The 25,896-nt window shown below is 71.0% G+C and carries 22 protein-coding genes and 1 pseudogene; 10 read left to right on the top strand and 13 right to left on the bottom strand.

The window, feature by feature from the left end; genetic code table 11:
* Positions 1 to 73 precede the first annotated feature (73 nt).
* The 5 genes from CCN39_RS14100 to CCN39_RS14080 all read left to right on the top strand — a co-directional run bounded on the left by CCN39_RS14100 (position 74) and on the right by CCN39_RS14080 (position 5,335).
* Positions 74 to 1,471, top strand: a complete 1,398-nt coding sequence (locus tag CCN39_RS14100; RefSeq protein WP_086842153.1) for a class II fumarate hydratase — start codon at positions 74 to 76, stop codon at positions 1,469 to 1,471.
* Between the two features lie 22 nt (positions 1,472 to 1,493).
* On the top strand, positions 1,494 to 2,345 hold the full coding sequence (locus tag CCN39_RS14095) for a helix-turn-helix domain-containing protein (RefSeq protein ID WP_086842134.1): 852 nt from the start codon (positions 1,494 to 1,496) through the stop codon (positions 2,343 to 2,345).
* 31 nt (positions 2,346 to 2,376) lie between these two features.
* Entirely contained in the window at positions 2,377 to 3,909 is a 1,533-nt protein-coding gene (locus CCN39_RS14090) for an ATP-dependent DNA ligase (RefSeq protein ID WP_086842132.1), read from the top strand.
* A 210-nt stretch (positions 3,910 to 4,119) separates the two neighbouring features.
* On the top strand, positions 4,120 to 4,560 hold the full coding sequence (locus CCN39_RS14085; RefSeq protein WP_086842130.1) for a hypothetical protein: 441 nt from the start codon (positions 4,120 to 4,122) through the stop codon (positions 4,558 to 4,560).
* 160 nt (positions 4,561 to 4,720) lie between these two features.
* The gene (locus CCN39_RS14080) at positions 4,721 to 5,335 is read left to right on the top strand and encodes a Pr6Pr family membrane protein (RefSeq protein WP_086842128.1); all 615 of its coding nucleotides are present in this window, start codon (positions 4,721 to 4,723) and stop codon (positions 5,333 to 5,335) included.
* Here CCN39_RS14080 and CCN39_RS14075 read toward each other — a convergent pair.
* Positions 5,332 to 6,540, bottom strand: coding sequence for an NADH:flavin oxidoreductase/NADH oxidase family protein (locus CCN39_RS14075; RefSeq protein ID WP_086842126.1), 1,209 nt, complete (start codon positions 6,538 to 6,540; stop codon positions 5,332 to 5,334). The genes CCN39_RS14080 and CCN39_RS14075 overlap by 4 nt on opposite strands.
* 97 nt (positions 6,541 to 6,637) lie before the next feature.
* Between CCN39_RS14075 and CCN39_RS14070 the strand changes: the two genes are divergently transcribed.
* Positions 6,638 to 7,261 (top strand): MBL fold metallo-hydrolase, encoded by a 624-nt coding sequence (locus tag CCN39_RS14070; protein WP_086842124.1) that lies wholly within the window; start codon positions 6,638 to 6,640, stop codon positions 7,259 to 7,261.
* A 32-nt stretch (positions 7,262 to 7,293) separates the two neighbouring features.
* On the opposite strand, the gene CCN39_RS14065 is transcribed toward CCN39_RS14070, so the two are convergent.
* Positions 7,294 to 7,812 carry a hypothetical protein gene (locus CCN39_RS14065; RefSeq protein WP_086842122.1) on the bottom strand — a complete coding sequence of 173 codons (519 nt, stop codon included), beginning with the start codon at positions 7,810 to 7,812 and terminating at the stop codon, positions 7,294 to 7,296.
* Positions 7,806 to 8,273 (bottom strand): DUF309 domain-containing protein, encoded by a 468-nt coding sequence (locus CCN39_RS14060; protein WP_086842120.1) that lies wholly within the window; start codon positions 8,271 to 8,273, stop codon positions 7,806 to 7,808. Before CCN39_RS14060 ends, CCN39_RS14065 begins: the two co-directional genes overlap by 7 nt.
* Before the next feature lie 44 nt (positions 8,274 to 8,317).
* Here CCN39_RS14060 and guaB1 point away from each other — a divergent pair, with 44 nt between their 5' ends.
* Complete coding sequence (gene guaB1, locus CCN39_RS14055; protein WP_086842118.1) at positions 8,318 to 9,757, top strand: GMP reductase; 1,440 nt, start codon at positions 8,318 to 8,320, stop codon at positions 9,755 to 9,757.
* 4 nt (positions 9,758 to 9,761) lie between these two features.
* On the opposite strand, the gene CCN39_RS14050 is transcribed toward guaB1, so the two are convergent.
* From CCN39_RS14050 to CCN39_RS14040, 3 genes are all read right to left on the bottom strand, one after another.
* A complete protein-coding gene (locus tag CCN39_RS14050) occupies positions 9,762 to 12,833 on the bottom strand; it encodes an amidohydrolase family protein (RefSeq protein ID WP_086842116.1) in 3,072 nt (1,023 codons plus the stop codon).
* Between the two features lie 121 nt (positions 12,834 to 12,954).
* Positions 12,955 to 14,247, bottom strand: a complete 1,293-nt coding sequence (gene phoH2, locus CCN39_RS14045; RefSeq protein WP_086842114.1) for an RNA 5'-3' helicase PhoH2 — start codon at positions 14,245 to 14,247, stop codon at positions 12,955 to 12,957.
* Between the two features lie 450 nt (positions 14,248 to 14,697).
* Positions 14,698 to 15,474, bottom strand: a complete 777-nt coding sequence (locus CCN39_RS14040) for an isoprenyl transferase (RefSeq protein WP_167455073.1) — start codon at positions 15,472 to 15,474, stop codon at positions 14,698 to 14,700.
* A 113-nt stretch (positions 15,475 to 15,587) separates the two neighbouring features.
* On the opposite strand from CCN39_RS14040, the gene trhA reads away from it, so the two are divergent.
* Complete coding sequence (gene trhA / locus CCN39_RS14035; RefSeq protein ID WP_086842110.1) at positions 15,588 to 16,229, top strand: PAQR family membrane homeostasis protein TrhA; 642 nt, start codon at positions 15,588 to 15,590, stop codon at positions 16,227 to 16,229.
* A gap of 146 nt (positions 16,230 to 16,375) precedes the next feature.
* Here the strand turns inward: trhA and CCN39_RS14030 are convergent, their stop codons facing one another.
* The 3 genes from CCN39_RS14030 to CCN39_RS14020 all read right to left on the bottom strand — a co-directional run bounded on the left by CCN39_RS14030 (position 16,376) and on the right by CCN39_RS14020 (position 17,872).
* Positions 16,376 to 16,675 (bottom strand): hypothetical protein, encoded by a 300-nt coding sequence (locus CCN39_RS14030; RefSeq protein WP_143264035.1) that lies wholly within the window; start codon positions 16,673 to 16,675, stop codon positions 16,376 to 16,378.
* Between the two features lie 165 nt (positions 16,676 to 16,840).
* Positions 16,841 to 17,191 (bottom strand): hypothetical protein, encoded by a 351-nt coding sequence (locus CCN39_RS14025; RefSeq protein WP_086842106.1) that lies wholly within the window; start codon positions 17,189 to 17,191, stop codon positions 16,841 to 16,843.
* A 207-nt stretch (positions 17,192 to 17,398) separates the two neighbouring features.
* Entirely contained in the window at positions 17,399 to 17,872 is a 474-nt protein-coding gene (locus tag CCN39_RS14020; protein ID WP_086842104.1) for a carboxymuconolactone decarboxylase family protein, read from the bottom strand.
* 310 nt (positions 17,873 to 18,182) lie between these two features.
* On the opposite strand from CCN39_RS14020, the gene CCN39_RS14015 reads away from it, so the two are divergent.
* Positions 18,183 to 18,923, top strand: coding sequence for a DUF2382 domain-containing protein (locus CCN39_RS14015; protein WP_086842102.1), 741 nt, complete (start codon positions 18,183 to 18,185; stop codon positions 18,921 to 18,923).
* Between the two features lie 57 nt (positions 18,924 to 18,980).
* Here CCN39_RS14015 and CCN39_RS14010 read toward each other — a convergent pair whose 3' ends face one another.
* The 4 genes from CCN39_RS14010 to CCN39_RS13995 form a co-directional block, all read right to left on the bottom strand.
* Positions 18,981 to 20,870, bottom strand: coding sequence for an acyl-CoA dehydrogenase family protein (locus tag CCN39_RS14010; protein ID WP_086842100.1), 1,890 nt, complete (start codon positions 20,868 to 20,870; stop codon positions 18,981 to 18,983).
* 80 nt (positions 20,871 to 20,950) lie between these two features.
* Complete coding sequence (locus CCN39_RS14005; protein ID WP_086842151.1) at positions 20,951 to 22,324, bottom strand: glycosyl hydrolase family 28 protein; 1,374 nt, start codon at positions 22,322 to 22,324, stop codon at positions 20,951 to 20,953.
* A gap of 386 nt (positions 22,325 to 22,710) precedes the next feature.
* The gene (abmR, locus tag CCN39_RS14000; protein ID WP_086842098.1) at positions 22,711 to 23,268 is read right to left on the bottom strand and encodes an ATP-binding transcription factor AbmR; all 558 of its coding nucleotides are present in this window, start codon (positions 23,266 to 23,268) and stop codon (positions 22,711 to 22,713) included.
* 84 nt (positions 23,269 to 23,352) lie between these two features.
* A complete protein-coding gene (locus CCN39_RS13995) occupies positions 23,353 to 25,320 on the bottom strand; it encodes a thioredoxin domain-containing protein (protein WP_086842096.1) in 1,968 nt (655 codons plus the stop codon).
* Positions 25,321 to 25,385: 65 nt separating this feature from the next.
* On the opposite strand from CCN39_RS13995, the pseudogene CCN39_RS13990 reads away from it, so the two are divergent.
* Positions 25,386 to 25,896: pseudogene (locus tag CCN39_RS13990) on the top strand (3' terminal RNA ribose 2'-O-methyltransferase Hen1); the annotation flags it as partial.

Here is a 25,896-nt window from a genome sequence, read left to right as displayed (position 1 = left end):
GGATACCAAGAAGGGAAGTGGGGTGCGCAACGCCACCACGCGCGGGCCGCCGATCAGGGCCAGAATCGGTGTCATGGCTGATCAGGAATACCGGATCGAACACGACACCATGGGCGAGGTCCGCGTGCCTGCCGACGCGCTCTACCGCGCGCAGACCCAGCGGGCCGTGGAGAACTTCCCCATCTCCGGCCGGGGCCTGGAACGCGCCCAGATCCGCGCGCTCGGCCTGCTCAAGGCGGCCGCCGCGCGGGTGAACCTCAAGCTGGGCGTGCTCGACGCCGACGTCGCCGACGCCATCGCGGCCGCGGCCGACGAGGTCGCCGCCGGGGCTCACGACGCGCACTTCCCGATCGACGTCTTCCAGACCGGGTCCGGGACGTCGTCGAACATGAACGCCAACGAGGTCATCGCGACGCTCGCTTCCCGCGCGCTCGGCCGCGACGTGCACCCGAACGACCACGTCAACGCTTCGCAGTCGTCGAACGACACCTTCCCGACGACGATCCACGTCGCCGCGACCGAGGCCGTCCTCAAGGACGTCATCCCGGCGCTGGAGTACCTGGCCGGCGCGATCGAGGTCCGGGCCGCGGAGTGGGCCGACGTGGTCAAGTCCGGCCGGACGCACCTGATGGACGCGGTGCCGATCACGCTCGGCCAGGAGGCGGGCGCGTGGGCGTCGCAGGTCCGCTTCGGCGTCGAACGGCTGAAGTCGGGCCTGCCTCGGCTGGGCGAGCTGCCGATCGGCGGCACGGCCGTCGGGTCGGGCCTGAACGCGCCGGACGGCTTCGGCTCGTCGGTCGCCGCGGAACTCGCCACGGTCACCGGGCTGCCGCTGACCGAGGCCCGCGACCACTTCGAGGCGCAGGCGACACAGGACAGCGTCGTCGAGACGTCCGGGCACCTGCGCACGGTCGCCGTGTCCCTCAACAAGATCGCCAACGACCTGCGCTGGCTGGGTTCCGGCCCGCGCACCGGCCTGGCCGAGCTGGCGCTGCCGGACCTGCAGCCGGGCTCGTCGATCATGCCGGGCAAGGTGAACCCGGTGATCCCGGAGGCGACGCTGCAGGTGGTCGCGCAGGTGATCGGCAACGACGCGGCGGTCGCCTTCGCCGGCGCGGCGGGCAACTTCCAGCTGAACGTCAACCTGCCCGTGATCGCCCGGAACGTCCTCGAATCCGCGCGGCTGCTCGCGGCCGTCTCCCGGCTGCTGGCGGACAAGGTGTTCGCGGGCATCTCGGTGAACACCGAGCGCACGCGGACCTACGCCGAGGGTTCGCCGTCGATCGTGACGCCGTTGAACAAGTACATCGGCTACGAAGAAGCGGCTGCGGTCGCGAAGCAGGCGTTGAAGGAGCTGAAGACGATCCGCGAGGTCGTCATCGAGCGCGGGTACGTCAAGGACGGCAAGCTCACCGAGGAGCAGCTGGACGAGGCGCTCGACGTGCTGCGCATGGCCCGTGGGGGCCGGTGACACCCGCGCGGATACTGGACGCATGAGTGACGCCGCCGAGCTGGGCGCCTTCCTGAAGGCACGCCGCGCCGCCCTCGACCCCGCGGACCTGGGCCTGCCGCCCGGGGTCACCCACCGGCGGGTCAAGGGCCTGCGCCGCGAGGAACTGGCGCAGCTGGCCGGCATCAGCGTCGACTACTACACGCGGCTGGAGCAGGGCCGCGCGAAGAACGTCTCCGACGCGATCCTCGACGCACTCGCCCGGGCGCTGCGGCTCAGCCCGGGCGAGGAGTCGTACCTGCACAACCTCGCCGCGCCGAAGCGGCGCGAGCAGCCCTCGCCGCAGCGGGTCCGGCCCGAGTTGCAGCAGCTGCTGGACGCCATCCAGGCACCCGCGTTCGTCTTCGGGCGCTACCTGGAAGTGCTGGCCTGGAACGCCCTCGGCGGCGCGGTCGCCTTCGACTTCGGCCGGCTCGAAGAACGCAGCATGCCGAAGCTCGTCTTCACGGACGAACGCGCGAAGCAGCTGCACCCGGAGTGGGACGCCGTCACCCGCGAAGTCGTCGCGAACCTGCGGGCGGAGGGCGGCCGGCACCCCGGCGACCCGGAGTTCGCCCGGCTCGTCGAGGAGCTTTCGCGTGCCAGCGCCGAATTCCGCGCGCTGTGGGCCGAACACGCGGTGCGGGAGAAGGCGCAGGGGTGGAAGGTGCTGCTGAACCCCGTCGTCGGCGAGCTGCGGCTGCGGTACGAGACGCTGCGGCTGCCCGACGACCCGGACCAGGGCCTGGTGATCTACCACGCCGAACCGGGGTCGGCGAGCGAACGCGCGCTCGGCCTGCTGGCCAGCTGGATCGCCGAAGCCCCGCTGACCAGGGCGAACGTCCGGCCGATCTGAAATTGTCGGTGGTCCGGGTCATGATGTCCGGGTGCTGCTGAGCGAGTTGGTCCGCGCGTCCGCCGAACTGGCGGCGACCAGGTCCAGGAAGGCGAAGATCGCCCTCCTGGCCGCGGTGCTGCGCGCGGCGGAGATGGCCGAGCTGCCCACGGTGATCGCGTACCTCACCGGCCAGACGGCGCAGGACAGGCTGGGTGCGGGCTGGCGCACCCTGGCCGGGCTGAGCGCCGGTTCCGTCGCCGAACCGGTGGCCTCGGTGCTGGAGGTGGACGCGGCGCTGACCGCGGCGGCCGGCGTCGCGGCGGGCACGGGCTCGTCGACGCGCCGGCAAGAGGTGCTGCGGGCGTTGTTCGAGCGGCTGACGAAGGACGAGCAGCAGTTCCTGTTCCGGCTGGTCACCGGCGAACTGCGGCAGGGCGCGCTGGAGGGCGTGATGGTCGACGCCATCGCGGCCGCGGCCGAGGTGCCGGCCGAGGACGTGCGGCGGGCCTTCATGCTGTCCGGGAAGCTGGGCGTCACCGGGGTCGCGGCGATGACCGGCGGGCAGGCCGCGCTGGCGGAGTTCCGGCTCACCCTCGGCACGCCGGTCAAGCCGATGCTGGCGTCGCCGGCGGAGTCGCTGGACGAAGCCGTCGCCGAGCACGCCGAGGCGATCGTCGAGTACAAACTGGACGGTGCGCGGATCCAGGTGCACCGCCAGGGCGACGAGGTGCACGTCTGGACGAGGACGCTGCGGGAGATCACCGGGAGCGTGCAGGAACTGGTCGAGCTGGTGCGGGCGCTGCCGTGCGAGTCGGTGGTGCTCGACGGCGAAACACTGGCCCTGACCGACGCCGGGCGGCCGCGGCCGTTCCAGGACACCATGAGCCGGTTCGGCAGCACCCGCGAGGAACAGGTCAAGGCGCTGCTGCTGCGGCCGTACTTCTTCGACTGCCTGCACCTCGACGGCGTCGACCTGCTGGACGCGCCGCTGTCGGAGCGCAACGCGGCGCTGCGCAAGGTCGCCGGGGCGCACGTGATCCCCGGTGAGGTGGGCACCGCGCGGGCCGCCGCGGTCCTGGAGGCGGCGATGGAAGCGGGCCACGAAGGGGTGATGGTCAAGGACCTGGCGTCGCCGTACGCGGCCGGGCGGCGCGGGCGGGCGTGGCTGAAGGTCAAGCCGGTGCACACGATCGACCTCGTGGTGCTGGCGGCGGAGTGGGGTCACGGCCGGCGCACCGGCACGCTGTCCAACCTGCACCTGGGCGCCCGCGATCCGGACGGCGGCCCGCCGATCATGGTGGGCAAGACGTTCAAGGGCATGACCGACGAGCTGCTGGCGTGGCAGACGAGGACGTTCCAGGAGATCGAGACCCACCGCGACGACTGGACGGTGTACGTCCGGCCGGAGGTCGTGGTGGAGATCGAGCTGGACAGCGCCCAGGTGAGCACCCGCTACCCCGGCGGGCTGGCGCTGCGGTTCGCCCGGGTGGTCCGCTACCGCCCGGACAAGGACCCGGCCGAGGCGGACACGATCGAGACGGTCCGCGGCCTGCTCCACGGCGACCGGACGGAAGGGAGCTGACAAAGGACCGACGAAAGTCGCTGGTGCCCGCTGTTCCCGCGGACCAAAGTGGAGGGTGCCGACCCGGCCTGCGGAAGCGTTCGACGATTCGACGCGCTTCCGGTGCGAGTTGGCGGGAATTTTCCCGCCACGGCCGACCGCGAAGATCCCTAAAGTGCGCTCCTTCGAAGAGATCCCGCTCACTTCCCGAGCGGTCATGGAGGAGCAACCGTGGTCAGCAAGGAACAGATGAAGGCGGCCATCCACGCGGCCTTCGACGGCGCCGTCGCCGATGGGGCGAGCTACACCAAGGTGTACGCCGCGGAGATCCGGCAGAAGAACTACCTGGTCTTCCGGACCACCTCGGTCGCCAACTTCGCGCTGGGCTTCAAGCCGGGGCAGACCGATTTCGTCCTCGTCCCGCTCGAGGAGAAGAACGGCACCGTCACGGCGGGCACGCCGCTGACGATCAACGACGCCAACCGGGCGTCGGTCAAGAAGCGCGACCTGCAGGGCCGGTTCGTCATCAAGACGACCGACGGCCGGACGTTCCGGCTGAGCATCATCCCGTCGGTGGCGAAGATCCTGGCCGCCGCGTACCAGCTGCCGATCGAGCAGAAGGCGGAGTACGAGGCGTTCGTCGCGCTGCGGGACTCGCTGCTCGCGGCGTGAGCACCGGCGCCCCGGTGCGGACGGCGCCGGGGCGCACCCGGCGGCGACCGGTCCACGGTTTCGCCGGGTCCACGGCTTCTCCGGGTCCGCGACTTCTCCGGGTCCGCGGCTTCGATCGTCCCCGGTGTTCATATGTCCACAGTGGAGCTAAGCTCCGGCGATGCGCAGCGAGAAGCTCACCCGCGCCTGGTTCGCGGTCACCGCGCTGGTCGCCCTGACCGGCCTCGTCACCCAGGTCGTCGCCACCGCGAGCGCCCCCGGTGGACGGGTCGCGAACCTGCTCTGCTTCTTCACGATCGATTCGAACCTGCTGGTCGTGCTCACCTCGGCACTGGTCGCGCTGGGCCGGGCCCGCGGGCGGCTGTTCACCGTCCTCTGGCTCGACGCGCTGGCCGGCATCATCGTGACGGGCATCGTCTACCAGGTCGCCCTCGCCGGCCGCTACGACCTGCACGGGTTGTCGCTGTTCTCCGACACCATGCTGCACAAGGTGGTGCCGTTCCTGTTCGTGCTCGGCTGGCTCCTGGTCGGCCCGCGCGGGGCCGTCACGTGGCGCACGGTCTGGTGGTCGCTGCTGTACCCGCTGGCCTGGCTCGCCTTCACGCTCCCCCGCGGGGCGATCGACGGCTTCTACCCGTACCCGTTCGTCGACGCGGCCGCGCTCGGCTACGGCCAGGTGGCGCTGAACTGCGTCTTCATCGGACTGTTCTTCACCGCACTCGCCGCGGGCGCCTTCCTGTACGACCGCCGGTTCACGCGGCTCGCGCCCGCCTAACCGCGGACGCGGCGGAACGCGTTGAGCCCGTCGGTCAGCCCGGCCCGCACCAGGGTCGGGACCGCGCCGCGCCGGTCGACCGGTTTGCCCGTGGCGATCCGGTGCATCTGCCGGGTGTGCCACTGGATCTCCAGGAGGCTGTCGGCCAGCCGGATGCCGGTCTTCGGGCAGCGCCGCTCCGCGCGGGCGTCCTCGCCGGCGAGCAGCCGGGCCGGCAGGCCGGGGTCGACGATCAGCGGGCGGCCGAGCCCGATCACGTCCACCTCGCCCGAACGCACCGCTTCGGCCATCCCGTCCGGCGTCGCGAAGCCGCCGGTGACCATCAGCGCGACGTCGGACACCGCACGCGCTTTCGCCGCGTAGTCCAGGAAGTAGGCCTCACGAGCCTGGGTGCTCGCGCGGCCGGCGCCCATCATCGCCGCCTTCTCGTACGTGCCACCCGACACTTCCAGCAGGTCGACGCCCGCTTCGCCGAGTTCCCGCACGACCTCCAGGGACTCCTCCTCGGTGAAGCCGCCGCGCTGGAAGTCCGCGCTGTTGAGCTTGACCGACATCGGCACGTCGTCGCCGACCGCTTCGCGCACCCGCCGCACCACCTCGAGCAGGAACCGGCGGCGGCGGACGGCGTCGCCGCCCCAGGCATCGGTCCGCAGGTTCGTCAGCGGGGACAGGAACTGCGAGACCAGGTAGCCGTGGGCGCCGTGGATCTGCACGCCCGCGAAGCCCGCTTCGACGAACGTGCGCGCCGCGACGCCGAAGCGTTCGATGATCGCTTCGATCTCTTCGCCGGTCAGGGCGCGTGGGACGGCGAAGGCCGTACGGATGCCTCGATTGCCGAACGGCACTGGGGACGGCGCGACGGGCTGTCGCGACAGGTACCGCGGGCTCTGCCGTCCGGGGTGGTTCAGCTGCACCCACAGCCGCGTGCCGGTGCCCTCGACCGCGTCGGCCCACAGCCGGTAGCAGTCGGGATCCGGGGTCGCGGCCACGTTGCGCGGCTCGCCGAGCGCGGCCGGGTCGACCATGACGTTGCCGGTGATCAGCGCGCCCGCGCCGCCGCGGGCCCAGGCCCAGTACAGCTCCGCGAGCTCGCTCGTGGGCGCGTTGCGGCGATCGCCGAGTTGCTCGCTCAGCGCCGACTTGACCAGGCGGTTGGGCAGCACCGCGCCGCACCGCAGCTTCACCGGCTCCGCCAGGACGGTCATCGCGCCACCTCTCGAACTTACTCGCAGTAAGGTGACTCGACGGTAGCATACCGCCGGTATGTCATCTACCCGTCGAATGACCACTAGGGTCGGGCGCATGACGGCGATCGTGCAGAACTTGGTGACCTCCGGCGTCTTCCGGCTCGACGGGGGCAGCTGGGACGTCGACAACAACGTCTGGCTCGTGGGCGACGACGCGGAAGTGATCGTGATCGACGCGGCGCACGACGCGAAGGCGATCGAAAACGTCGTGGGCGAGCGGAAGCTGGCCGCGATCGTCTGCACCCACGCGCACAACGACCACGTCAACGCCGCCCCGGAGCTCGCCGCCGCGACCGGCGCGCCGATCCTGCTGCACCCGGACGACCGGGTCGTCTGGGACCTCACCCACCCGGACCGCGCCCCGGACGGCGAACTGGCCGACGGCCAGGTGCTCACCATCGCGGGCACCGAACTGCAGGTCATCCACACGCCGGGGCACGCGCCCGGCGCGGTCTGCCTGTACGCGGCGGAACTGGGCGTCCTGTTCACCGGCGACACCCTGTTCCACGGCGGCCCGGGCGCCACCGGACGGTCCTATTCGGACTACCCGACGATCGTGCGCTCCATCCGCGAGAAGCTCTTCACGCTCCCGGACGCGACGAAGGTCCACACCGGACACGGCGAAGGCACCACGATCGGCGCCGAGAAGGCGGCTTCGGACGGCTGGGACCAGCCCTAGGAAGGCGGCACTTTCACGTGAAAGTGCCCGCCTCAGGAAGTGTGCTTCCGGGCGACGAGGGCGAACTCCTCGATCGCCCGGTCGAAGGCGGCGCTGGCTTCCCGGACCGGCGTGGGCAGGAACCTCCGGTCGAACTTCTCGTCGTCGTCGAGCTCCCACCGGGTGCGGTGGAGTTCCATCTCCTTCCTGCGGAGCGTGTCCGCCTGCTCGACCAGCTCGTCCGGCCCGCTCATCACGAGCAGCCCGTAGAACGCGCGCATGTCGGTGCGAGCCGTGTAGTACGCGTCTTCGAACTCGATCTCACGCTGGGCATCGGTTTCCACCTCCTCTTTGTGCAGCTTCCGGCGGCGGTGGATCACGTTGATGTCGATGATGTGCTTGCGCGCCCGCGTTGCGGCCTCGATCATCCCGGCGCACCGGTCGGCCCGGTCCTGCCGCAGCTTCGCCCGCCGCGCCGCGTTGAGCTTCAGCGGCTCGACCAGCGCCCCCAGCGTCACGCCGACCAGCGAGGCGACCGCCGCGATGACCGCGGCACCGAGCGCCGTCAGCACGTCAGCCGCGGCACGCTCGGCGACACCCGGACTCGCCGCTTGGCTTCGTCCGCCAGCGTGCGCGCCCACTCCTGCAGCCCCGCGACGTCGATGCCGTGCGGCGGCTCGGCCCGGAACGGCTCGATGTTCGCCGCGCCGCGCTCCAGCAGCGACACCGCGCCGACGTTGTTGCCGCGCGCCGCGTGCGTGAGCCCGACCGCGAGCTGGGCCAACCCGCGCCACAGTTCGCGGTCCGGGCCGTCGGTGGTCTTCCAGGCGTCCTCGAACACCTCGTGCGCGTGGAACGGCTTGCCGTCGTCGAGCAGCTGCTGGGCCTCCGCAAGCGTTTGCGCCGGGCTGCGCTCGATGCCTTCGGGCTGCCGCTCGACGCCGTTCGCGCCGTACGGCAGCGGCCGGCCGAGGCCGTCGCGCGGCCGTGCGTTGCGTGCCCGTCCTTCGTTGTCCCGGTCGCGGCGGCTCATACCCTGAGATCCTGCCACGGGCCCGGCAGGTAGTCTGGTGACTCGTGCGTTTCCTCGACGGCCACCGGCCCGCCCACGACCTGACCTACGACGACGTGTTCCTGCTGCCGAACCGTTCGGACGTGGAGTCCCGCTTCGACGTCGACCTCGCCACCGCGGACGGCACCGGCGCCACCATCCCGATCGTGGTCGCCAACATGACCGCGGTCGCCGGCCGCCGGATGGCCGAGACCGTCGCCCGCCGCGGCGGCCTGGTCGTGCTGCCGCAGGACGTCGACAGCACCGCCGTCGCCGAGATCGTCGGCTGGGTGAAGAGCCGGCACACGGTGTGGGACACGCCGCTGGTGCTCACCCGCGGCGACGCGGTCGCCGACGCCCTCAACCTGGTCCACAAGCGCGCCCACGGCGCTGTCGTCGTCGTGGACGGCGAAGGCCGCCCGGTCGGCATCGTCGACGAAGCGGCCTGCGCGGGCGTCGACCGTTTCGCGCGGCTCGCCGACGTCGCCCAGCCGCCGACCGTCGCGGTTCCGCTCACCACGCCGCCGCGCGAGGTGTTCGAGCTGCTGAACAGCCACGGTGCCCACCTGGCGCTCGGCCTCGACGCCGAAGGCCGGCTCGCGGGCGTCCTCACCGCCGTCGGCGCCCTGCGCGCGGAGATCTACACCCCGGCCGTCGACGACGCGGGCAAGCTGCGCGTCGCCGCCGCGGTCGGCGTCAACGGCGACGTCGCGGCGAAGGCCGAAGCGGTCCTGCAGGCGGGCGTCGACGTGCTGGTCGTCGACACCGCGCACGGGCACCAGGAGAAGATGATCGCCGCGCTGAAGGCCGTCCGGTCGGTGTCGCCGCGGGTCCCGGTGGTCGCCGGGAACGTGGTCACCGCCGAGGGCACGCGCGACCTGATCCAGGCCGGCGCCGACGTCGTCAAGGTCGGCGTGGGGCCGGGCGCGATGTGCACCACCCGGATGATGACCGGCGTGGGCCGACCGCAGTTCTCCGCGGTCGCCGACTGCGCGGCCGCCGCGCGCGAGCTGGGCAAGCACGTCTGGGCCGACGGCGGGGTCCGCCACCCGCGGGACGTCGCGCTGGCGCTGGCCGCCGGCGCGTCCGCGGCGATGGTCGGCTCGTGGTTCGCCGGCACCTACGAATCCCCCGGTGACCTGCGGTTCGACGAGCAGGGCCGGCCCTACAAGGAGTCGTTCGGCATGGCGTCGAAGCGTGCGGTCGGCGCGCGGACCCGCACGGACAACTCGTTCGACCGCGCGCGCAAGGCGCTGTTCGAGGAGGGCATCTCGTCGTCGCGGATGTCGCTCGACCCGCAGCGCCCCGGCGTCGAGGACCTGCTGGACTCGATCGGCTCCGGCGTGCGCTCGTCCTGCACCTACGCGGGCGCGCGGACGCTCGAAGAGTTCCACGAGCGCGCGCTGCTGGGCGTCCAGTCGGCAGCCGGGTTCGCCGAGGGCCGCCCGCTTCCTGCGGGCTGGTAGGAGCTCAGCCCGCGCAGCACACGTGTTCGGACCACTCCGGAACGTGCCACCAGTGCTGTTTCTCCGCCGATCGGGCCGCGGGCGCCACCTCGGTGGCCGCCCGCGCCCTCGGCTGGTTCCGGTAGGGCGTCAGCAGCTCGCCGACCGTCCGCAGCACCCCGCCGACCATCACGCTGCGGACGTTCGCGGCCGCCTTGATGTCCTGCAACGGGTTGCCGCCGACCAGCGATAGATCGGCGTACGCACCACGCTTGAGCACCCCGATCCGGTCCTGGAGCCCCAGCCACCGCGCCGGGTTGCGGGTGGCGGTGGTGAGCGCCTCGTGCGGCGTGAACCCGAACGCGACCATGGCCCGCAGGTTCTGGTGGGTGGAGACGGCCACGTTGTCCAACGGGGAGTCCGTGCCGGTGACCACGAACCCGCCCGCCCGGTGGATCCGCAGCACCATGTCGACGTTCCCGGCGAGGACCTGGCGGAGGTAGGCGTTCTCCGGGTTGCCCGCGGTGTCGGCCGTGGTCTTGAGCTGCTGGTATTCCCACGGCGGGAACAGGACCTCGGTGCGCTCGTCGGTCACCAGCGTCTTGTCGTCCGCGTACAACGCCCGCGAGGTGAACAACGTCGGCGTGACCGACATCCCCGAGCGGGCGAACAGGGCGATCGCGTCCTGGTAGGACCGGCCGATCCGGCTGACGGTGTGCGAGTACCCGAGCCGGTTGGTGGCCCCGGTGTGCTCCATCGCGTCCATGCCGATGTTCGCCGCCGGGTACAGGTAGTGCGACGACAGCGGGATGCCCGCCCGGTGCGCGGCCCGGACCACGGCCTGCTGGGACGCCACGGGAAGCCGGACGTACGTCTTGATCATGTCGTACTCCAGCTCGACCGCGCGGGACAGCTCCAGGTTCAGCTGCCCGGGCGAAAGCGTCGGCCGCATGAAGTTGTAGTAGATCCGGGAGCCGTCGATGGCTTCCCCGGTGCCGAAGTACCGCGGCCCGACCCGGTTCCCGGATTCCAGGGCCTCGCGCGTCTCCAGCATCTGGTACACCGGGTCGCCGGGCGAGCGGGTCGTGGTGATGCCGTAGGACAGCCACAGCCTGCCCTGCCGGTCGCCCCACTGCCGGCCGCGCAGGTGCCAGTGGTTGTGGATGTCGACGAGCCCGGGCATGGCGGTCAGGTCGTGCGCGTCGACGGTGCCGGGTGCGTCGCGGTGCGGGCGGACGTCGGCGATCCGGCCGCCTTCGACGACGATGTCGACGTCCCGTTGCAGCGTCCGGGCGACGCCGTCCCACGCCGCGCCGACGTGGATGACGGTCCGCTGCGGCGGACGCGGCCGGGCCCACGTGAAGTCGAGCCGGATCGTGCGCGGCTCGCCACCGGCGATCTTCTGGGCCTTGAGCTGCCCCTTCGACAGGTACACGAGCGTGTCGTTCCCCTGCCACGCCAGGGAATCGGTGACGTCGTGGGTGACCTGCCGCGGCGCGCCGATCAGCCGCCCGGCGCCGTCGACCGGGGCGATCCAGGCCACGCTTTCGACCGTGAACGCGAGGTACCGGCCGTCGGGTGACCACAGTGGACCGTCGTCGCCGCGGGTGGCCAGCGAGCGGAACGGCATCGGCTCGGTGTAGCGGAGTTCGTGCGTCTTCAGGTCGACCGTGAGGATCTGGCTCGTGCCTTCGCGGTACCGCCGCGAGTACGGCTTCACCGCGGCCAGCGCGAGGACCGACCCGTCGGGCGACCAGCTGGGCCGGCCCGGCATGAACAGCGGCGGCGTCACCTGCTGGGTCGCGGCCGCGGCCACGTCGTAGACCCAGGTGGCGCCGTCCTGGTCGGCGTAGGCCACCCGGCCGCCGTCCGGCGACCAGCGCGGCGCGACCTGGGCGCCCGCCAGCTGGGTGAGGACGGTGTCCTGGCCGGTGCCGAGGTCGCGCAGCCACAGGTCGGCGGTGCCGAGCCGGTCGCTCGTGTAGAGCAGCTTCGTCCCGTCCGGGTGGAAGTCCGGGTCGGAGTTGAAGTAGCCGTCGCCGATCAGCCGCTGCGGCCTGCCTCCGCCCGCCGCGACGACGTAGATCGCGTTGAGGGCTCGGAACGCGATCCGCTTGCCGTCGGCGGACACCACCGGACCGGCGATGCCCCGGACGGGCTTCGGCGCGGCCGAGTCCAGGTCACGGACCCGCCTCCGGTAGTCGCGCGACGCCGTGGACACGGTCGCCTCGAACGGGATGTCCTTGACGGCGCCGGACTGCTCGCGCCGCCGGAGGTGCCCGTCGGCGGTGTAGAGCACGGCGGACCCGGACCAGTTCGCGGCGAAGCCGAAGACGTCCTCGCCCTGGGTCAGCTGCCGGTCGCCGAGCATCAGGTCCGCTTCGGCGCCCCGCAGCCGCAGGTAGCTGGGCTGCCCGCCGGGACCGAACGCGGGGCCGTAGAGCTTGTCGGTGCCGGTCGCGGTGACCAGGCGCGTGCGGGCGCCGGTGGCCGGGGTGACGACGTCGATGGCGGTGTCGTTCACGGTGAAGACGATCTTCGTGCCGTCGGCCGACCACCGCGGCGACGCCTCTTCGTCGGCGGTGGACACCACCGTGCCGATCGCTCCGGAAGCGACGTCCAGCAGGTGGATGCCGTAGCTGCCGTCCCGGTCGCTACTGAAGGCGATCTTGGTGCCGTCCGGCGAGAACACGGGCTCCCGGTGGTCGAACCGCCCGCTGGTGAGCCGGCGGGGCGGACCACCGGTGACATCGATGACGTAGAGGTGGAAGTTGCCGTCGCGGTACGACTGGAACGCGATCCGGCGGCCGTCCGGCGACCAGCTGGGGAGCGTGGCGTCCTGGAGGTCGTCGGTGAGCCGCCGGGCGCGGCCGCCGGTGGCGGGCAGCACCCAGATCCCGGTGACCAGGTCGACCGCGATCCATCGCCCGTCCGGGGACAGCGCGGCGGACATGTTCGTGCCCTCCCGCAGCACCACGCCGTCTCGCCCGGCATCCGGTTCGGCCTCGGCGACCGCCGTCCCGGCCACGGTCAACGCGGCAGCGGCTGCACCACTTCGGACGAGAAGCTCACGACGGGAAAGATGTTCCGGCCCCATCCGGCCCACTATGCCCAGCCCCGGATCGACCGTCCATCGGCTGAGCGGGTTTTTCACCGGATGTCCGGCAACGGCGGAAAGGGTTTGCCGGGGGCGGCGCGAACGCCGCCCCCGGGGCCCGTCAGCCGTGGTCCTCCAGCATCTCGGTGACCAGGGCGGCGATCGGCGACCGCTCCGAGCGCGTCAGCGTGACGTGCGCGAACAGCGGGTGGCCCTTCAGCTTCTCGATCACCGCCGAGACGCCGTCGTGCCGTCCGACGCGCAGGTTGTCACGCTGGGCGACGTCGTGCGTGAGCACCACCCGCGACGCCGTGCCGAGCCGCGAGAGCACCGTGAGCAGGACGTTGCGCTCCAGCGACTGCGCCTCGTCGACGATCACGAACGTGTCGTGCAGCGACCGGCCGCGGATGTGCGTCAGCGGGAGCACCTCGAGCATGCCGCGGTCGAAGACCTCGTCGAGGACGTCCTGGCTGACCAGCGCGCCGAGGGTGTCGAACACCGCCTGCGCCCACGGCTGCATCTTCTCGCTCTCGGACCCGGGCAGGTAGCCGAGGTCCTGGCCGCCGACCGCGTAGACCGGCCGGAACACCACGACCTTGCGGTGCTGGCGGCGTTCCATCACCGCCTCGAGGCCGGCGCAGAGGGCGAGCGCCGACTTGCCGGTGCCGGCCCGGCCGCCCAGCGACACGATCCCGACGTCGGAGTCGAGCAGCAGGTCGAGCGCGACGCGCTGCTCGGCGCTGCGGCCGTGCAGGCCGAACGCCTCGCGGTCGCCCCGGACCAGCCGGATGCGCTTGTCCGCCGTGATCCGCCCGAGCGCGCTGGAGCTGCCCGCGAGCAGCCGCAGCCCGGTGTGGCAGGGCAGCTCGGCGAGCTCGTCCATGCCGTATTCGACCGGGTCGACGGTGCTGCCGCCGAACAGCGTGTCGAGCACGTCCTGCTCGACGTCCACGTCCGCCATGCCGGTCCAGCCGGACGGCGTCACTTCCTGCGCGCGGTACTCGTCCGCCTCGAGACCGACGGCCCCGGCCTTGACCCGCAGCGGGATGTCCTTCGTCACCAGCGTGACCTGCGCGTACTCGGCTGCCAGGTTGAGGGCGCAGGCGAGGATGCGGTGGTCGTTGGAGTCGGTCCGGAACCCGGACGGGAGCACCGACGGGTCCGAGTGGTTCAGCTCCACCTGCAGCGTGCCGCCGTGGTCCCCGATGGGGAGCGGCGCGTCGAGCCTGCCGTACTGCCGGCGCAGGTCGTCGAGCATGCGCAGGGATTCCCGGGCGAACCAGCCGAGCTCCGGGTGGTGGCGCTTCGCCTCCAGTTCACTGATGACGACCAGCGGAAGCACGACGGCATGCTCGGCGAAGCGGGTGACCGCCCACGGGTCCGAAAGGAGGACCGACGTGTCGAGCACGTACATGTGCTGCTGGGATACGGGCGCTTTCTCCGGGCCGGGAACGGCACCGGTCGAAGAGTGGCCAGAGGCCTTACGGGGCAAACGCTGCGCAGTCACGACGGCATCTCCCTCGAGGGCGTGTGCACCTCACGCCCGCACTCGCTGGGCCGGGCACCTCCCTGGCTGGACCACTCCTCCTGACCGGTTGGTCAGGTGGCGCGGCCACGAGGGCCGGGTGCCGGCCCCCTCGAGCGTCTCGTGGGCGGCTGAGCCGCCCCCTCGATCACCGCCACGACCAGGGCCTCCCGCGAGGACCCGCACGGAACGCGTGCCCTCACCTCGGAAGGTACCCACGAATCCGGCGTCGCGCAGGGAGCCAACACGGTGATTCGCCAGATCGTCACCTCACCGTCGGTCGTCCGAAATCAACCCTGAGTGCGCGTGAGGGCTCTTGACCTGCGGCGTTCCGGTGCTTCAGGAGCCGAACCGGCGGTGCCGCCAGGCGTAGTCGCGGATGGCACGGAGGAAGTCGACCCGGCGGAAGGCGGGCCAGTACGCCTCGGTGAACCAGAACTCCGAGTGCGCGGACTGCCACAGCAGGAAGCCGGAAAGCCGTTGCTCGCCCGAGGTGCGGATGATGAGGTCCGGGTCCGGCTGGCCCGAGGTGTAGAGGTGCTCGGAGATGTGGTCGACGTCGAGGATCTTCGCCAGCTCGTGAATGGACGTTCCCTCGTCGGCGTGCTGGAGCAGCAGCTTGCGCACGGCGTCGGCGATTTCCTGCCGCCCGCCGTAGCCGACCGCGATGTTGACCTCCATCCCGCTCCGCCCCTCGGTCCGGGCGGCGGCCTCGCTGAGCCGCTTCGCGACATCGGCGGGGAGCAGGTCGAGCGCACCGACGATCCGCAGCCGCCACGGCGTCCCGGGCCCGGCGAGCTCGTCGGTGACGTCGGTGATGATCTTCAGCAGCGGGGTGAGCTCGTCCGGGTCGCGGTTGAGGTTGTCGGTGGAGAGCAGCCACATGGTGACGACCTCGACGTCGGCCTCCTGGCACCAGCTGAGGAAGTCCGCGATCTTCTTGGCCCCGGCGCGGTGCCCGTCCGAAACGTCCGTGAAGCCCGCTTCACGGGCCCACCGGCGGTTGCCGTCGAGCATGATGGCGATGTGCCGGGGATGCCGCCCGGCGGCCTGCTGGATGAGGCGCCTGCCGTAGGCGCTGTACACGACGTCGGACAAGAAGGAGCGAACACTCACGTCGAGTCAGCGTACGCACCCGGTGTGAGGCGTGTGACTTGAGCACTGCTGGAGAACCTACGCTGCCGTAACCTGGAGGAGTGAGCCTGACGACGGAACCACCCGAGCCCGTAGTGGGCCTCCGCCCCCGGCTGCGCGGGCACATCCACTTCTGGACGTTCTTCGGCGCCCTGGCGGCGGCAGCCACCCTGATCAGCCTGGCGGCGTCCACTGTGTCCCCGGTCGCGGCCTTGGCGACGTCGGTGTACGGGTTGACGGTGCTCGGCTTGTTCGGCGTGAGCGCGCTGTACCACCGCAAGTTTTGGAGCCCGCGCGCGTACAAGTGGATGAAGCGCGCGGACCACTCGATGATCTTCTTGTTCATCGCCGGGACTTATACGCCGTTCACGCTGCTGGCGATGTCGAAGCCGACCGGCTACGTGATCCTGTCGATCGTGTGGGGCGGGGCGATCGCGGGCGTGGCGTTGAAGATGTTGTGGCCGCACGCTCCTCGGTGGCTCGGGGTGCCGATCTACATCGCTCTCGGGTGGGTTGCGGTTTTCGTCTTCCCGGAGCTCGCTTCGCATGCCGGGATCGGTGCGCTCGTGCTGCTGTGCGTGGGCGGGTTGTTCTACACGCTGGGTGCGGTGTTCTATGCCGTGAAGTGGCCCAATCACTGGCCTGAGACCTTTGGGTACCACGAGTTCTTCCACGCTTGCACGGTGCTGGCTGCCGTTTCGCATTACATCGCGATCTGGCTGGCGATGTACGCCTAGGTTGTATTGCTGCATCCCGAAGCCCTGATTGTGACTACGGCCGGTGGTACCGCGTCAAGACGGGAAAGCGTGTCTTGACCCGGCACCACCGGCCGCGTTCTTGGCTTCGTATCGGGATGCAGGGTGGGGTGTGGCTTCAGCCCTCGTCAGCCCTGGTCGTACCGCTTCTTCGCCTTCGTTGACACGTGCCAGCAACCGACCGCGAAGGCCGTTACGAACAGCAGCTCATAGAGCACCAGCCAGCCGACCGCGCCGTCCGTGGTGCGGCGCCATGCGAAGTACGCCGCTATTGCCGCCAGTGTTGCCGTTGCCGTCGTGATCAATACCCGGTGGCGACCTGACCAGCGGTCGAACTTGATGTTTCGCCGTCTCGCCGCCTCCGACGGGAATGCGTCGGGGTGCTGGTCTTCGGCGAGTTCGTCGAGTTTCGCCCTGCGGCTGAACATGCGAACCACCCCCGAGTCGTCCGATCCACCTGGGGGTTCCCCTTGCCGCGATGCCGAAACACGAAAAGCGCGGCCACTCGTGCGAGTGGCCGCGCTTCGTCGAACGATGAGCCGTGGTTGGTTGATGCACACTCAATCAACCGGCCGCGGACTCGTCTTTCCTTGTCAGCCCGCGGAGTTGCCGTTGCAGGCGACGTACGACGGGTTGTGGTCGACCGTCAGCAGCTCGAGCGGGCCGTTCCACTGCCAGGGCAGCAGGCACGCGTTGTTGAGGATGCTGATGCCACCGTGACCGCCACCGGTGGAGTTGTTGTTGCACGCCGCGTACGACGGGGCGTGGCCCGCGTGCAGCGCCTCGATGGGACCGTTCCACTGCCACGGAGCCGCGCACAGGTTGTCGCCGATGCTGATGCCGCCGCCGCCCGGGTGGTGACCCTCACCGGCGGAAGCCGGCGCGGCAACAGCGAGCATGGCGCCACCGATGACTGCGGCTGCGAAGAGCGTCTTTTTCATCATGATAAAATCATCGGGTATTCCGCCGCGGTCCTTTATCGACATCACCCGATGGTTTGGACAACATCACCCGTCCCGGCACTCGAACAACTTACGCCGGGCGGCGTCGGCGAATCTGTGCCACGGTCAGGGGTTCCACCCCCGTGAGGTCGTCACCATCGAAGCTGGTTCCACGCCTCACGGCAGGTGAAGTGCCCTCTTGGGACAGTCTCAGCCGAACATGCCCGGCTGGTACTCCCCCGCCGGGTTGCGGGCGATGACGTTCAGGCGGTTCCACGCGTTGATCGTCGCCACCAGCGCCATCAGCGCGCCGATCTGCTCGTCGTCGAAGTGCTTGCGCACCGCGGCCCACGTCTCGTCGCTGACGCCGGTGTGCGTGTCCGCCAGGCGGGTGCCCTCCTCCGTCAGCGCCAGTGCCGCGCGCTCCGCCTCGGTGAACACCACCGCTTCGCGCCACGCCGCCACCATCGCCAGGCGGACCGCCGTCTCGCCGGCCGCCGCCGCGTCCTTCGTGTGCATGTCGAGGCACATCCCGCAGCCGTTGATCTGGCTCGCGCGGATCTTCACCAGTTCCTGCGTCGCCTTCGGGAGCGACGATTCCTCGACCGGGCGGGACGCCGCGATCAGGCGCTTGACGAACTTGGCGGTGATCTCGTTCTCGAACATGTTGATCCGAGCTTCCATGGTCGTTCCCCTTCCATCGTCTGCTTCACCCCCTTGACGACCCGGGCGACGACGTTGTGACAACGGCGGGAGTGACGCCGGTCACGCCGAATTCAGGTCCACACCTTCGCGGCCACGCCGCGGCGGCCGGTCACTCCGGCGGCACCGCGCCCGACCTGCGGATGTCGCCCTTCCTGGCCCGCGGGAGCCGCTTCAAACGATCACGTTCAGGGGTCACCCACGGGAACACCACGACGGTTGCCGCGCTCCCCGGCGCGGCCGACGGTGGGTTTCACCAAGACATCCCACGCGCCGAAGGAGCACGACCGCGATGGCCGAGACCATGCAGCCCGAAGAACTCATCGACAGCGCCGTCGTCGACCCGGACGGCAACAAGCTCGGGAAGGTCGGCAACGTCTACCTCGCCGACGCGACGCACCAGCCCGAGTGGATCACCGTCAAGACCGGCCTGTTCGGCACCAAGGAAAGCTTCGTGCCGCTCTCCGGGGCACACACCGACCGGGACGGCGTCCACGTCCAGGTCGACAAGGACAGCGTGTCCGACGCGCCCCGCATCGACGCCGACGGACACCTTTCGCCCGAGGAGAGCACGCAGCTCTACCAGCACTACGGCCTGCCGGTGCCGCGCACGTCGCCGGACGGGCGGACGGGCCGCGGCAAGGCGGCCATGGGCGGCAAGCGCGACGACCGGGCCATGACGCGCTCCGAGGAACGGCTGAACGTCGGCACCGAGCAGGTCGAGACCGGGCACGTGCGGCTGCGCAAGTACGTCGTCACCGAAGAGCAGCAGGTCACGGTGCCGGTGCGGCACGAAGAGGTGCGCGTCGAACGCGAGCCGATCACCCGCGGCGACGGCACGGCGGAGATCGCCGAGGCGGAGCAGGACGTCGTCCTGCACGCCGAGAAACCGGTGGTCCGCAAGGAAACCGTGCCGGTCGAGCGGGCGCGCCTGCGGACCGAGACGGTCACCGACGAGCAGACCGTGTCCGGCAAGGTCCGCAAGGAGCAGTTCGAGGTCACCGACGACGACCGCAAGCACCGGCGGTCCTGAGGCTCCCGGGCGGGTGGCCGGTCCCCGATACCGGCCACCCGTCCGGGCACCACCACGTCAGGACGTCAGCATCGGCGCCGCGAGGAACTGCTCCGGGATCGCGAACGCGTCCACCAGCGTGCGCGCGTGCGGGCGCAGCTCCGAGCACAGCCGGTTGACCGCCGACGTGACGGCCTTCCCGCGCGACGCCGTCAGGCGGCCGTGGCCCAGGAACCACGCCAGGTCCTCTTCGATCGCCGACAACGCGTACAGGTCGCAGACGCGCTCCAGCAGCGACCGGGCGTCCGGGTCGTCGCAGCGCTCGATGGCCGCCGCGAACGCCTCCAGGACCAGGCGCTCGACGTGGACGCGGCCCGCCCGCAGCACGTGGTCCTGCGCCGAATTGAACACGCCGAACGGGTCGGATGCCGCTTTGCGGAGGCGCTTCGCCACTCCTTCGACGACGTGCTCTTCGCGGTCCTCGAACAGTCGCAGCTGCCACTCGCGGCGGAAGAACACGTCCGAGTCGGACCCTTCGGTGAGCGACTCGAGCGCCTTGCGCACCGAGGTCCGCTCCAGGATCGCGCTGACCACCTGGTCGGTGACGAACCGGGCCGTCGCCAGCGGCGACAGGTCCTCGAAATCCTGCTTGTAGCTGGTCAGCAGGCCCTTCGCGACCAGCTGCAGCAGCACCGTGTTGTCGCCTTCGAACGTCGTGAAGACGTCGGTGTCGGCCTTCAGGCCCGGCAGGATGTTCTCCGCCAGGTAGCCCGCGCCGCCGCAGGCCTCGCGCGCGGCCTGGATCGTCGCCGTCGCGTGCCACGTGTTGAGGGCCTTCAGTCCGGCGGCGCGCGACTCCAGCTCCCGCTGCTCCTCCTCCGGCGCCGACGCGTCGATGTCGTGCAGCTTCGAGACCAGCTCTTCCTGTGCGAAGTGTAGCGCGTACGTCTTCGCCAGCGCCGGCAGCAGTTTCCGCTGGTGCCCGAGGTAGTCGAGGATGACGACCTCGTCGCCGTCCGGCTTCCGGAACTGGTGCCGGTGCTCGCCGTAGCGGATGGCCAGGGCCAGCGCGCGCTTGGTCGCGCTCCCCGCGCTGCCGCCGACGCTGACCCGGCCGCGGATCAGCGTGCCCAGCATCGTGAAGAACCGGCGGCTGTCGCTCTCGATCGGGCTCGAGTACGTCCCGTCCTCGGCGACGTCACCGAAGCGGTTCAGCAGGGCTTCGCGCGGCACCCGGACGCTGTCGAACGCCAGCCGTCCGTTGTCGACACCGTTGAGCCCGGCCTTCGGTCCGCAGTCCTCGATGGACACGCCCGGCATCGGCGCGCCGTCTTCGTCGCGGATCGGGACGAGGAACGCGTGCACGCCCCGGGATTCGCCGCCGGTCACCAGCTGCGCGAAGACCACCGCCAGCCGGCCGTCGCGGGCCGCGTTGCCGATGTATTCCTTGCGCGCCATGGCATCCGGCGTGTCGATCACGAACCCGCCGTCCACGAAGGTCGCCGTGGTGCGCAGGTGCTGGACGTCGGAACCGTGGCCGTGCTCGGTCATCGCGAAGCAGCCCAGGACGTCGAGGTCCATGATCGCGCGCAGGTACCGCTCGTGGTGGCGCTCGGTGCCGAGCAGCTGGACGGCACCACCGAACAGGCCCCACTGGACGCCGGCCTTCACCATCAGCGACAGGTCGCCGTAGCCGAGCAGCTCGAACGACGTCACCGAGCCGCCGACGTCGCCACCGCCGCCGTACGCCGGGTCGAAGCCCAGGCCGGGCCGGTCGGTCGCGGCGAGCGCGCGCAGCTGGTCGAGCACCTGGGCGCGGTGCGCCTCGATGCCGAGGTCCACCGGGTCCCGGAATTCGGCGCCGGCCATCTGCGCCCGCACCCCGCGGCGCAGCTCGGCCCAGCGACCGTCGAGGACGGCGGTCAGTGCGTCCGGATCCACCTTCGAGGGCACTTCGGGGACGTCCACGGCTACCTCCGGAAAGGACGAACGGCAGGCTTCCTACTCGTTGGTAGTAAGCCTGCCGCAGCGCCGCCGATCCCGCAGGTTCAGATCGGCTTGCCGTTCACCGTCACGTTCGTGAAGTGGGCGTTGTCCACGTATTTCAGCGTGTTCGACGGATCGGCCACGCCCTTAAACGTGGAGTTCGCCACGGCGAACCCGTGCACGTGGGCGTTCGAAAGCCCGCTGACGTCGAACGTCTTGCCCGCGATCTTCGTGCTCGAACAGTTGCTGATCGTGAACGGCCCGAACGACGGGACGTAGCTGCCGGTCTGGCTGTTGTACGTGGACGTCACGAACACGAAGTTCCGCGCGAAGGTGCCGGAAACACTGTCGAGGTTGATGTTTTCCGAGAATCCGCCACGCAGCGTGTTGGACTTCACGTACAGCGCGAACTTCGTGTCACCCTTCACGGTGAGCTGGTAGGCGTAGACGTTGCGGATCCCGCCGGTCTGCTCGCTGCCGCAGGTGATCGCGCCCCAGTTGCCGTTCATCACGCAGTTCACCACGACGAGGTTCTGGCACGGGACGTTCACCCGGCGCCCGTCGGCGTCACGGCCGGCCTTGATGGCGATGTTGTCGTCGTGCGCGCCGAGCGTGCAGTTCGCGATGACGACGTGGTCGCACGACTCCGGGTCGCAGCCGTCGGTGTTGCTGTGCGCGGTGCTGGGGTCGGTGCTGACGCCGTCGACCGTGACGTTGCGGCACAGCGTCGGGTGCAACTGCCAGAACATGGAGTTCTTCAGGGTGATGCCCTGGATCAGCACGTTCTCGCAGGCGTACGGCTCGACGAACGCCGAGCGCATGGTGTGGCCCGAGCCCGGCACCACCCGCTTCTCCGGCGCGATTCCCTTGGCCACCAGCGATTCCAGGTACGCGCGGTCGCTGCCCTTGTTCCACGACGACGTCGCCGCGGCGTCGAGCGTGCCGCTGCCGGTGAGGCCGATGTTCTTCTGCCCGTAGGCGTAAACCATCGGCGAACGGTTGACGCACTCGATGCCTTCGTAGCGCGTCAGGACGTTCGGGTACTTCGCGGCGTCGCCGCCGAACTTCAGGACCGCGCCCTTTTCCAGGTGCAGGTCGACGTTGCTCTTGAGGTGGACGGCACCCGTGAGGAAACTGCCACCGCCGGGCACGATCACGTGGCCGCCGCCGGCCGCGGCGCAAGCGTCGATCGCCTTCGCGATGGCCGCGGTGTTGTCGGTTTTGCCGTCGTTCTTCGCGCCGTAACCGGTGATCGGGAAACTGCGGTCCGGGAACACGGGAACCGTCGTGTTCGCGACGATGTCGTTCGCCGCCGGCCACGGCAGCGCCGGTACGTCGACGCGGGGCGCGGCCGAGGCGACGGCCGGGAGCAGCGGCACCGCCGCCACCGCGAGCCCGCCCTTGATCAGCTGCCGCCGGGTGAACCTGCCGTCCATGGACACTTCCTTTTCGGGAAAGACCTGGTGCGACGGCGGAACCGCGGCACGGACCGCGGGCACGACGAACTCTAGGCGGGAAAGGGGGTTCAGGTCCAGGCCCGCGAAGCGGGCGGCAACCCGCACACGCTGGTCGCGGACCGGGGTGCCGGAGCCCGCGTTGATCACGGACCAGACCGGGCCGCGGGGTGCCACCGAGGGGGCGGCACCCCGCGGCTCCGGCCGGGCCCGGCTCTCGCTCGAGGCAGGGTGCCGGGTACGCGCTGATCGCGCACTAGGCCGGCCGGGCCGCGGGGTGCCACCGAGGGGGGCGGCACCCCGCGGCTCCGGCCGGGCCCGGCTCTCGCTCGAGGCGGGGTGCCGGAGTCCGCAGCCCGTGGGAGTGCTCAGCCCAGGTCCGGGCCCTTCGCGCGCAGGTCGTCGACCTTGGTCATCGCCTCGCGCAGCTCGCCCAGCCAGCTGTCCGCGTGCTGGCCGACCAAGCGCACCGCCCAGGCCAGCGCGTCCGAGCGCGACCGGGCCACTCCGGCGTCGACCAGGGTGTCCAGGACCAGCCGTTCCGGCTGGCGCAGGCGCGTCATCACCGGGGCCGAATGCGTCGTGAACAGCGCCGTCGTGCCGCCCAGCCGTGCGCCCCACGCCACCTTGCGCTGGTAGCGGTGCTCCGCCTGGCGGGCGATCTCGATGCGCTCGTCGCGCGTCTCCTCGCGGTACCGGCTGATCCGGCCCTCCTCGGCCGCCGCGCGGGCCGCGTCGTCCGGGTACTCCTCCGTCAGCGCCGGGAGCTCGCCGACCACGATGATCTCTTCGCGGTCGACCGTGACCTCCGGTGCGCCCGTAAACCAGCCGTCGGGCAGGCGGCCGCCGAACCACGCCGCCGCGTCGTCCGCCGGCGGGACCTCCGCCTGCTGCCAGCCTCGGCTTCCGCGCCATCCGCGTCCCATGTCGCACCTCCGGATTACATGATTACATCGCTACCGAAGTTACGCCGAAATCCAGGACACAGACACTGCGTTCACCCAGGGCGATCAGAGCTGGGCGGTCAGCTCCTCCGCGGAGGTGACCGGGCGGTCGCAGACGTACCCCCGGCAGACGTACGCCGCCGGGGCGCCGGCCACCAGCGGGCGGTCGGCCAGCAGCGGCACGCCCGGCGCGTCCGGCTCGCCCGCCAGCACGATGCCGCCGCCGTGCACCCCCCGGGCCGCGGCCAGCCGCAACCCGGCGTCCAATCCCACCACCGCGACCTGCACCGGGCCGGCCTGCAGCGCCTCGGCCACCGACAGCCAGTGGCCGGCGAACCGCGGCACCCGCCCGGCCAGCACCCCGGCCCGGCGCAGCGCCTGCTCGGCCGCCTCCCGGTACCGGCCCGAGTCGGCGTGCCCGGCGAGCGCGGACGCCGTCAGCAGCGCCCCGGCCAGCGCGGACGCCCCCGACGGGCTCGCGTTGTCGCCCGGGTCGGCCGGGCGCTGGACCAGCGTCTCGGCGTCGTCGGCCGTGTCGAAGTACGCGCCGGGCACGTCCGGGGACGCGAAGTGCGCCAGTGCCAGGTCGAGCAACCCGGTCGCTTCGGTGAGCCACTTCGCCTCGCCGGTCGCCTGGTGCAGCGCCAGGAAACCGTCCGCGACGCAGGCGTAGTCCTCCAGCACCCCGGCGGATTCGCCGACGACGCCGTCGCGCGAGCTGCGCCGCAGCCGTCCGTCGACGACGTGCACCCGCAGCAGCAACTCCGCCGCGGCCGTGGCCCATTCGATCCACTGTGGACGATCCAGGGCGACCCCCGCCTCGGCCAGCGCCGTGATCGCCAGGCCGTTCCAGGACGCGATCACCTTGTCGTCCCGGCCCGGCTGCGGCCGCTTGGCCCGCACCTCCAGCAGCTTGCCGCGCAGCGCCTCCGGCAGGTCGCCGAACAGGCGCAACGTCGAGGCGCCCTCCTCGAACGTGCCCTCCTCGGTGACGCCGAACAGCTCGGCGGCGGAGTCGTCGCCGACCACCTCGCGAAGCTGCGCAGGAGTCCAGACGTACGTCAGTCCTTCGACGCCCTCGGTGTCCGCGTCCAGCGAAGACGCGAAGCCACCTTCGGGCGTCCGCAAGCTCTCGAAGAGGAACTCCGCCGTTCCGGTGGTGACCCGCAGCGCCGTCGCCGAGCCGGTGCGCCGCCAGAGGTGCGCGTAAAACCGCAGGAGCAACGCGTTGTCGTACAACATCTTCTCGAAGTGCGGCACGATCCACTCGGCGTCGACGGAATAGCGCGCGAAGCCGCCGGCCAGCTGGTCGTACAGGCCGCCGCGAGCCATCGCCTCGGCCGTGGTGTCCACAAGAGACAGTGCCACCGCGGAGCCCGTGCGCTCGTGGTGGCGCAGCAGGAACTCCAGGACCATCGACGGCGGGAACTTCGGCGCGCGGCCGAACCCGCCGTTGACGCTGTCCGCCTCCTGCTGCAGCTTGCCGACCGCGCCGGCGAGCACCGCTTCGTCCACAACGGACTCCTTGAGCGGCCCGGTCTGCTCGGCGAGGTGGGCGACGATCTGCTTGGCGCCGTCGAGGAGCTCGTCCGGTCGTTCCCGCCACGCCTCGGTGACGGCGGCCAGCAACTGCCGGAACGACGGCATCCCCGGCCGCGGCGACGGCGGGTAGTAGGTGCCGCAGTGGAACGGCTCGCCGTCCGGGGTGAGGAAGCAGGTCATCGGCCAGCCGCCCTGGCCGGTCATCGCCTGGGTGGCGGCCATGTACACCGCGTCGATGTCGGGCCGCTCCTCGCGGTCGACCTTGATGTTGACGAAGTCGGCGTTCATCAGGGCCGCGGTCCCGGCGTCCTCGAACGACTCGTGCGCCATGACGTGGCACCAGTGGCAGGCGGCGTACCCGACCGAAAGCAGGATGGGCACGTTCCGCCGCTTCGCCTCGGCGAGCGCGTCGGGGCCCCACGGCCACCAGTCGACCGGGTTGTCCGCGTGCTGGAGCAGGTACGGGCTGGTCGCGTGCGCGAGGCGGTTCATGTGTCCAGGGTGGCACCGGGGAAAACCGGGCGCGCGGTCACCGGCTCCTCGGCCACACTGTGCCGGTGCTGCTGACCATCACCACGACCCGGAACCCGGCCACCGACCTGGGCTTTCTCCTGCACAAGCACCCGGAGAAGGCGCAGTCGGTCGCGCTGTCCGCCGGTACCGCGCACGTCTTCTACCCGGAGGCGGCGCCGGACCGCTGCACCGCCGCGTTGTTCGTCGAGATCGACCCCGTCGGGCTCGTCCGCGGCGGCGGGACGACGCTGACCCAGTACGTCAACGACCGGCCGTACGCCGGGGGCTCGTACCTCGCGGTCGCGCTGCGGGCCGCCTTCACGACGGCGCTGGCGGGCCGGTGCGCGGCGCGTCCGGAACTCGTCGACGAGGCCTTCGACCTGGAGGTCCACCTGCCGTCGCTGTCCGCCCGGGGTGGCCCGGAGGTCGTGCACAAGCTGTTCGAGCCGCTCGGCTGGCGCGTTTCGGCGACGCCGATCCCGCTCGACGCGCAGTTCCCGCAGTGGGGCGACAGCCGCTATGTCGACTTGCGGCTCACCGGCACCCAGCGCGTCG

The organism is Amycolatopsis kentuckyensis, assembly GCF_002155975.1.
Lineage (GTDB): Bacteria > Actinomycetota > Actinomycetes > Mycobacteriales > Pseudonocardiaceae > Amycolatopsis > Amycolatopsis kentuckyensis.
Note: the sequence above shows the minus strand (reverse complement) of the source record. Positions and strands in the feature narration are given on the sequence as shown.

Coding starts and splice junctions, on each gene's coding strand:
- CCN39_RS14020 (WP_086842104.1), bottom strand. CDS start 17,872: ATGGAAGCTCGGATCAACATGTTCGAGAACGAGATCACCGCCAAGTTC.
- phoH2 (WP_086842114.1), bottom strand. CDS start 14,247: ATGTACGTGCTCGACACGTCGGTCCTCCTTTCGGACCCGTGGGCGGTC.
- CCN39_RS13995 (WP_086842096.1), bottom strand. CDS start 25,320: ATGAACCGCCTCGCGCACGCGACCAGCCCGTACCTGCTCCAGCACGCG.
- CCN39_RS14060 (WP_086842120.1), bottom strand. CDS start 8,273: ATGAGCCGCCGCGACCGGGACAACGAAGGACGGGCACGCAACGCACGG.
- CCN39_RS14095 (WP_086842134.1), top strand. CDS start 1,494: ATGAGTGACGCCGCCGAGCTGGGCGCCTTCCTGAAGGCACGCCGCGCC.
- CCN39_RS14100 (WP_086842153.1), top strand. CDS start 74: ATGGCTGATCAGGAATACCGGATCGAACACGACACCATGGGCGAGGTC.
- CCN39_RS14030 (WP_143264035.1), bottom strand. CDS start 16,675: ATGTTCAGCCGCAGGGCGAAACTCGACGAACTCGCCGAAGACCAGCAC.
- CCN39_RS14070 (WP_086842124.1), top strand. CDS start 6,638: ATGACGGCGATCGTGCAGAACTTGGTGACCTCCGGCGTCTTCCGGCTC.
- CCN39_RS14015 (WP_086842102.1), top strand. CDS start 18,183: ATGGCCGAGACCATGCAGCCCGAAGAACTCATCGACAGCGCCGTCGTC.
- abmR (WP_086842098.1), bottom strand. CDS start 23,268: ATGGGACGCGGATGGCGCGGAAGCCGAGGCTGGCAGCAGGCGGAGGTC.
- CCN39_RS14075 (WP_086842126.1), bottom strand. CDS start 6,540: ATGACCGTCCTGGCGGAGCCGGTGAAGCTGCGGTGCGGCGCGGTGCTG.
- CCN39_RS14050 (WP_086842116.1), bottom strand. CDS start 12,833: ATGGGGCCGGAACATCTTTCCCGTCGTGAGCTTCTCGTCCGAAGTGGT.
- CCN39_RS14005 (WP_086842151.1), bottom strand. CDS start 22,324: ATGGACGGCAGGTTCACCCGGCGGCAGCTGATCAAGGGCGGGCTCGCG.
- CCN39_RS14025 (WP_086842106.1), bottom strand. CDS start 17,191: ATGATGAAAAAGACGCTCTTCGCAGCCGCAGTCATCGGTGGCGCCATG.
- CCN39_RS14080 (WP_086842128.1), top strand. CDS start 4,721: ATGCGCAGCGAGAAGCTCACCCGCGCCTGGTTCGCGGTCACCGCGCTG.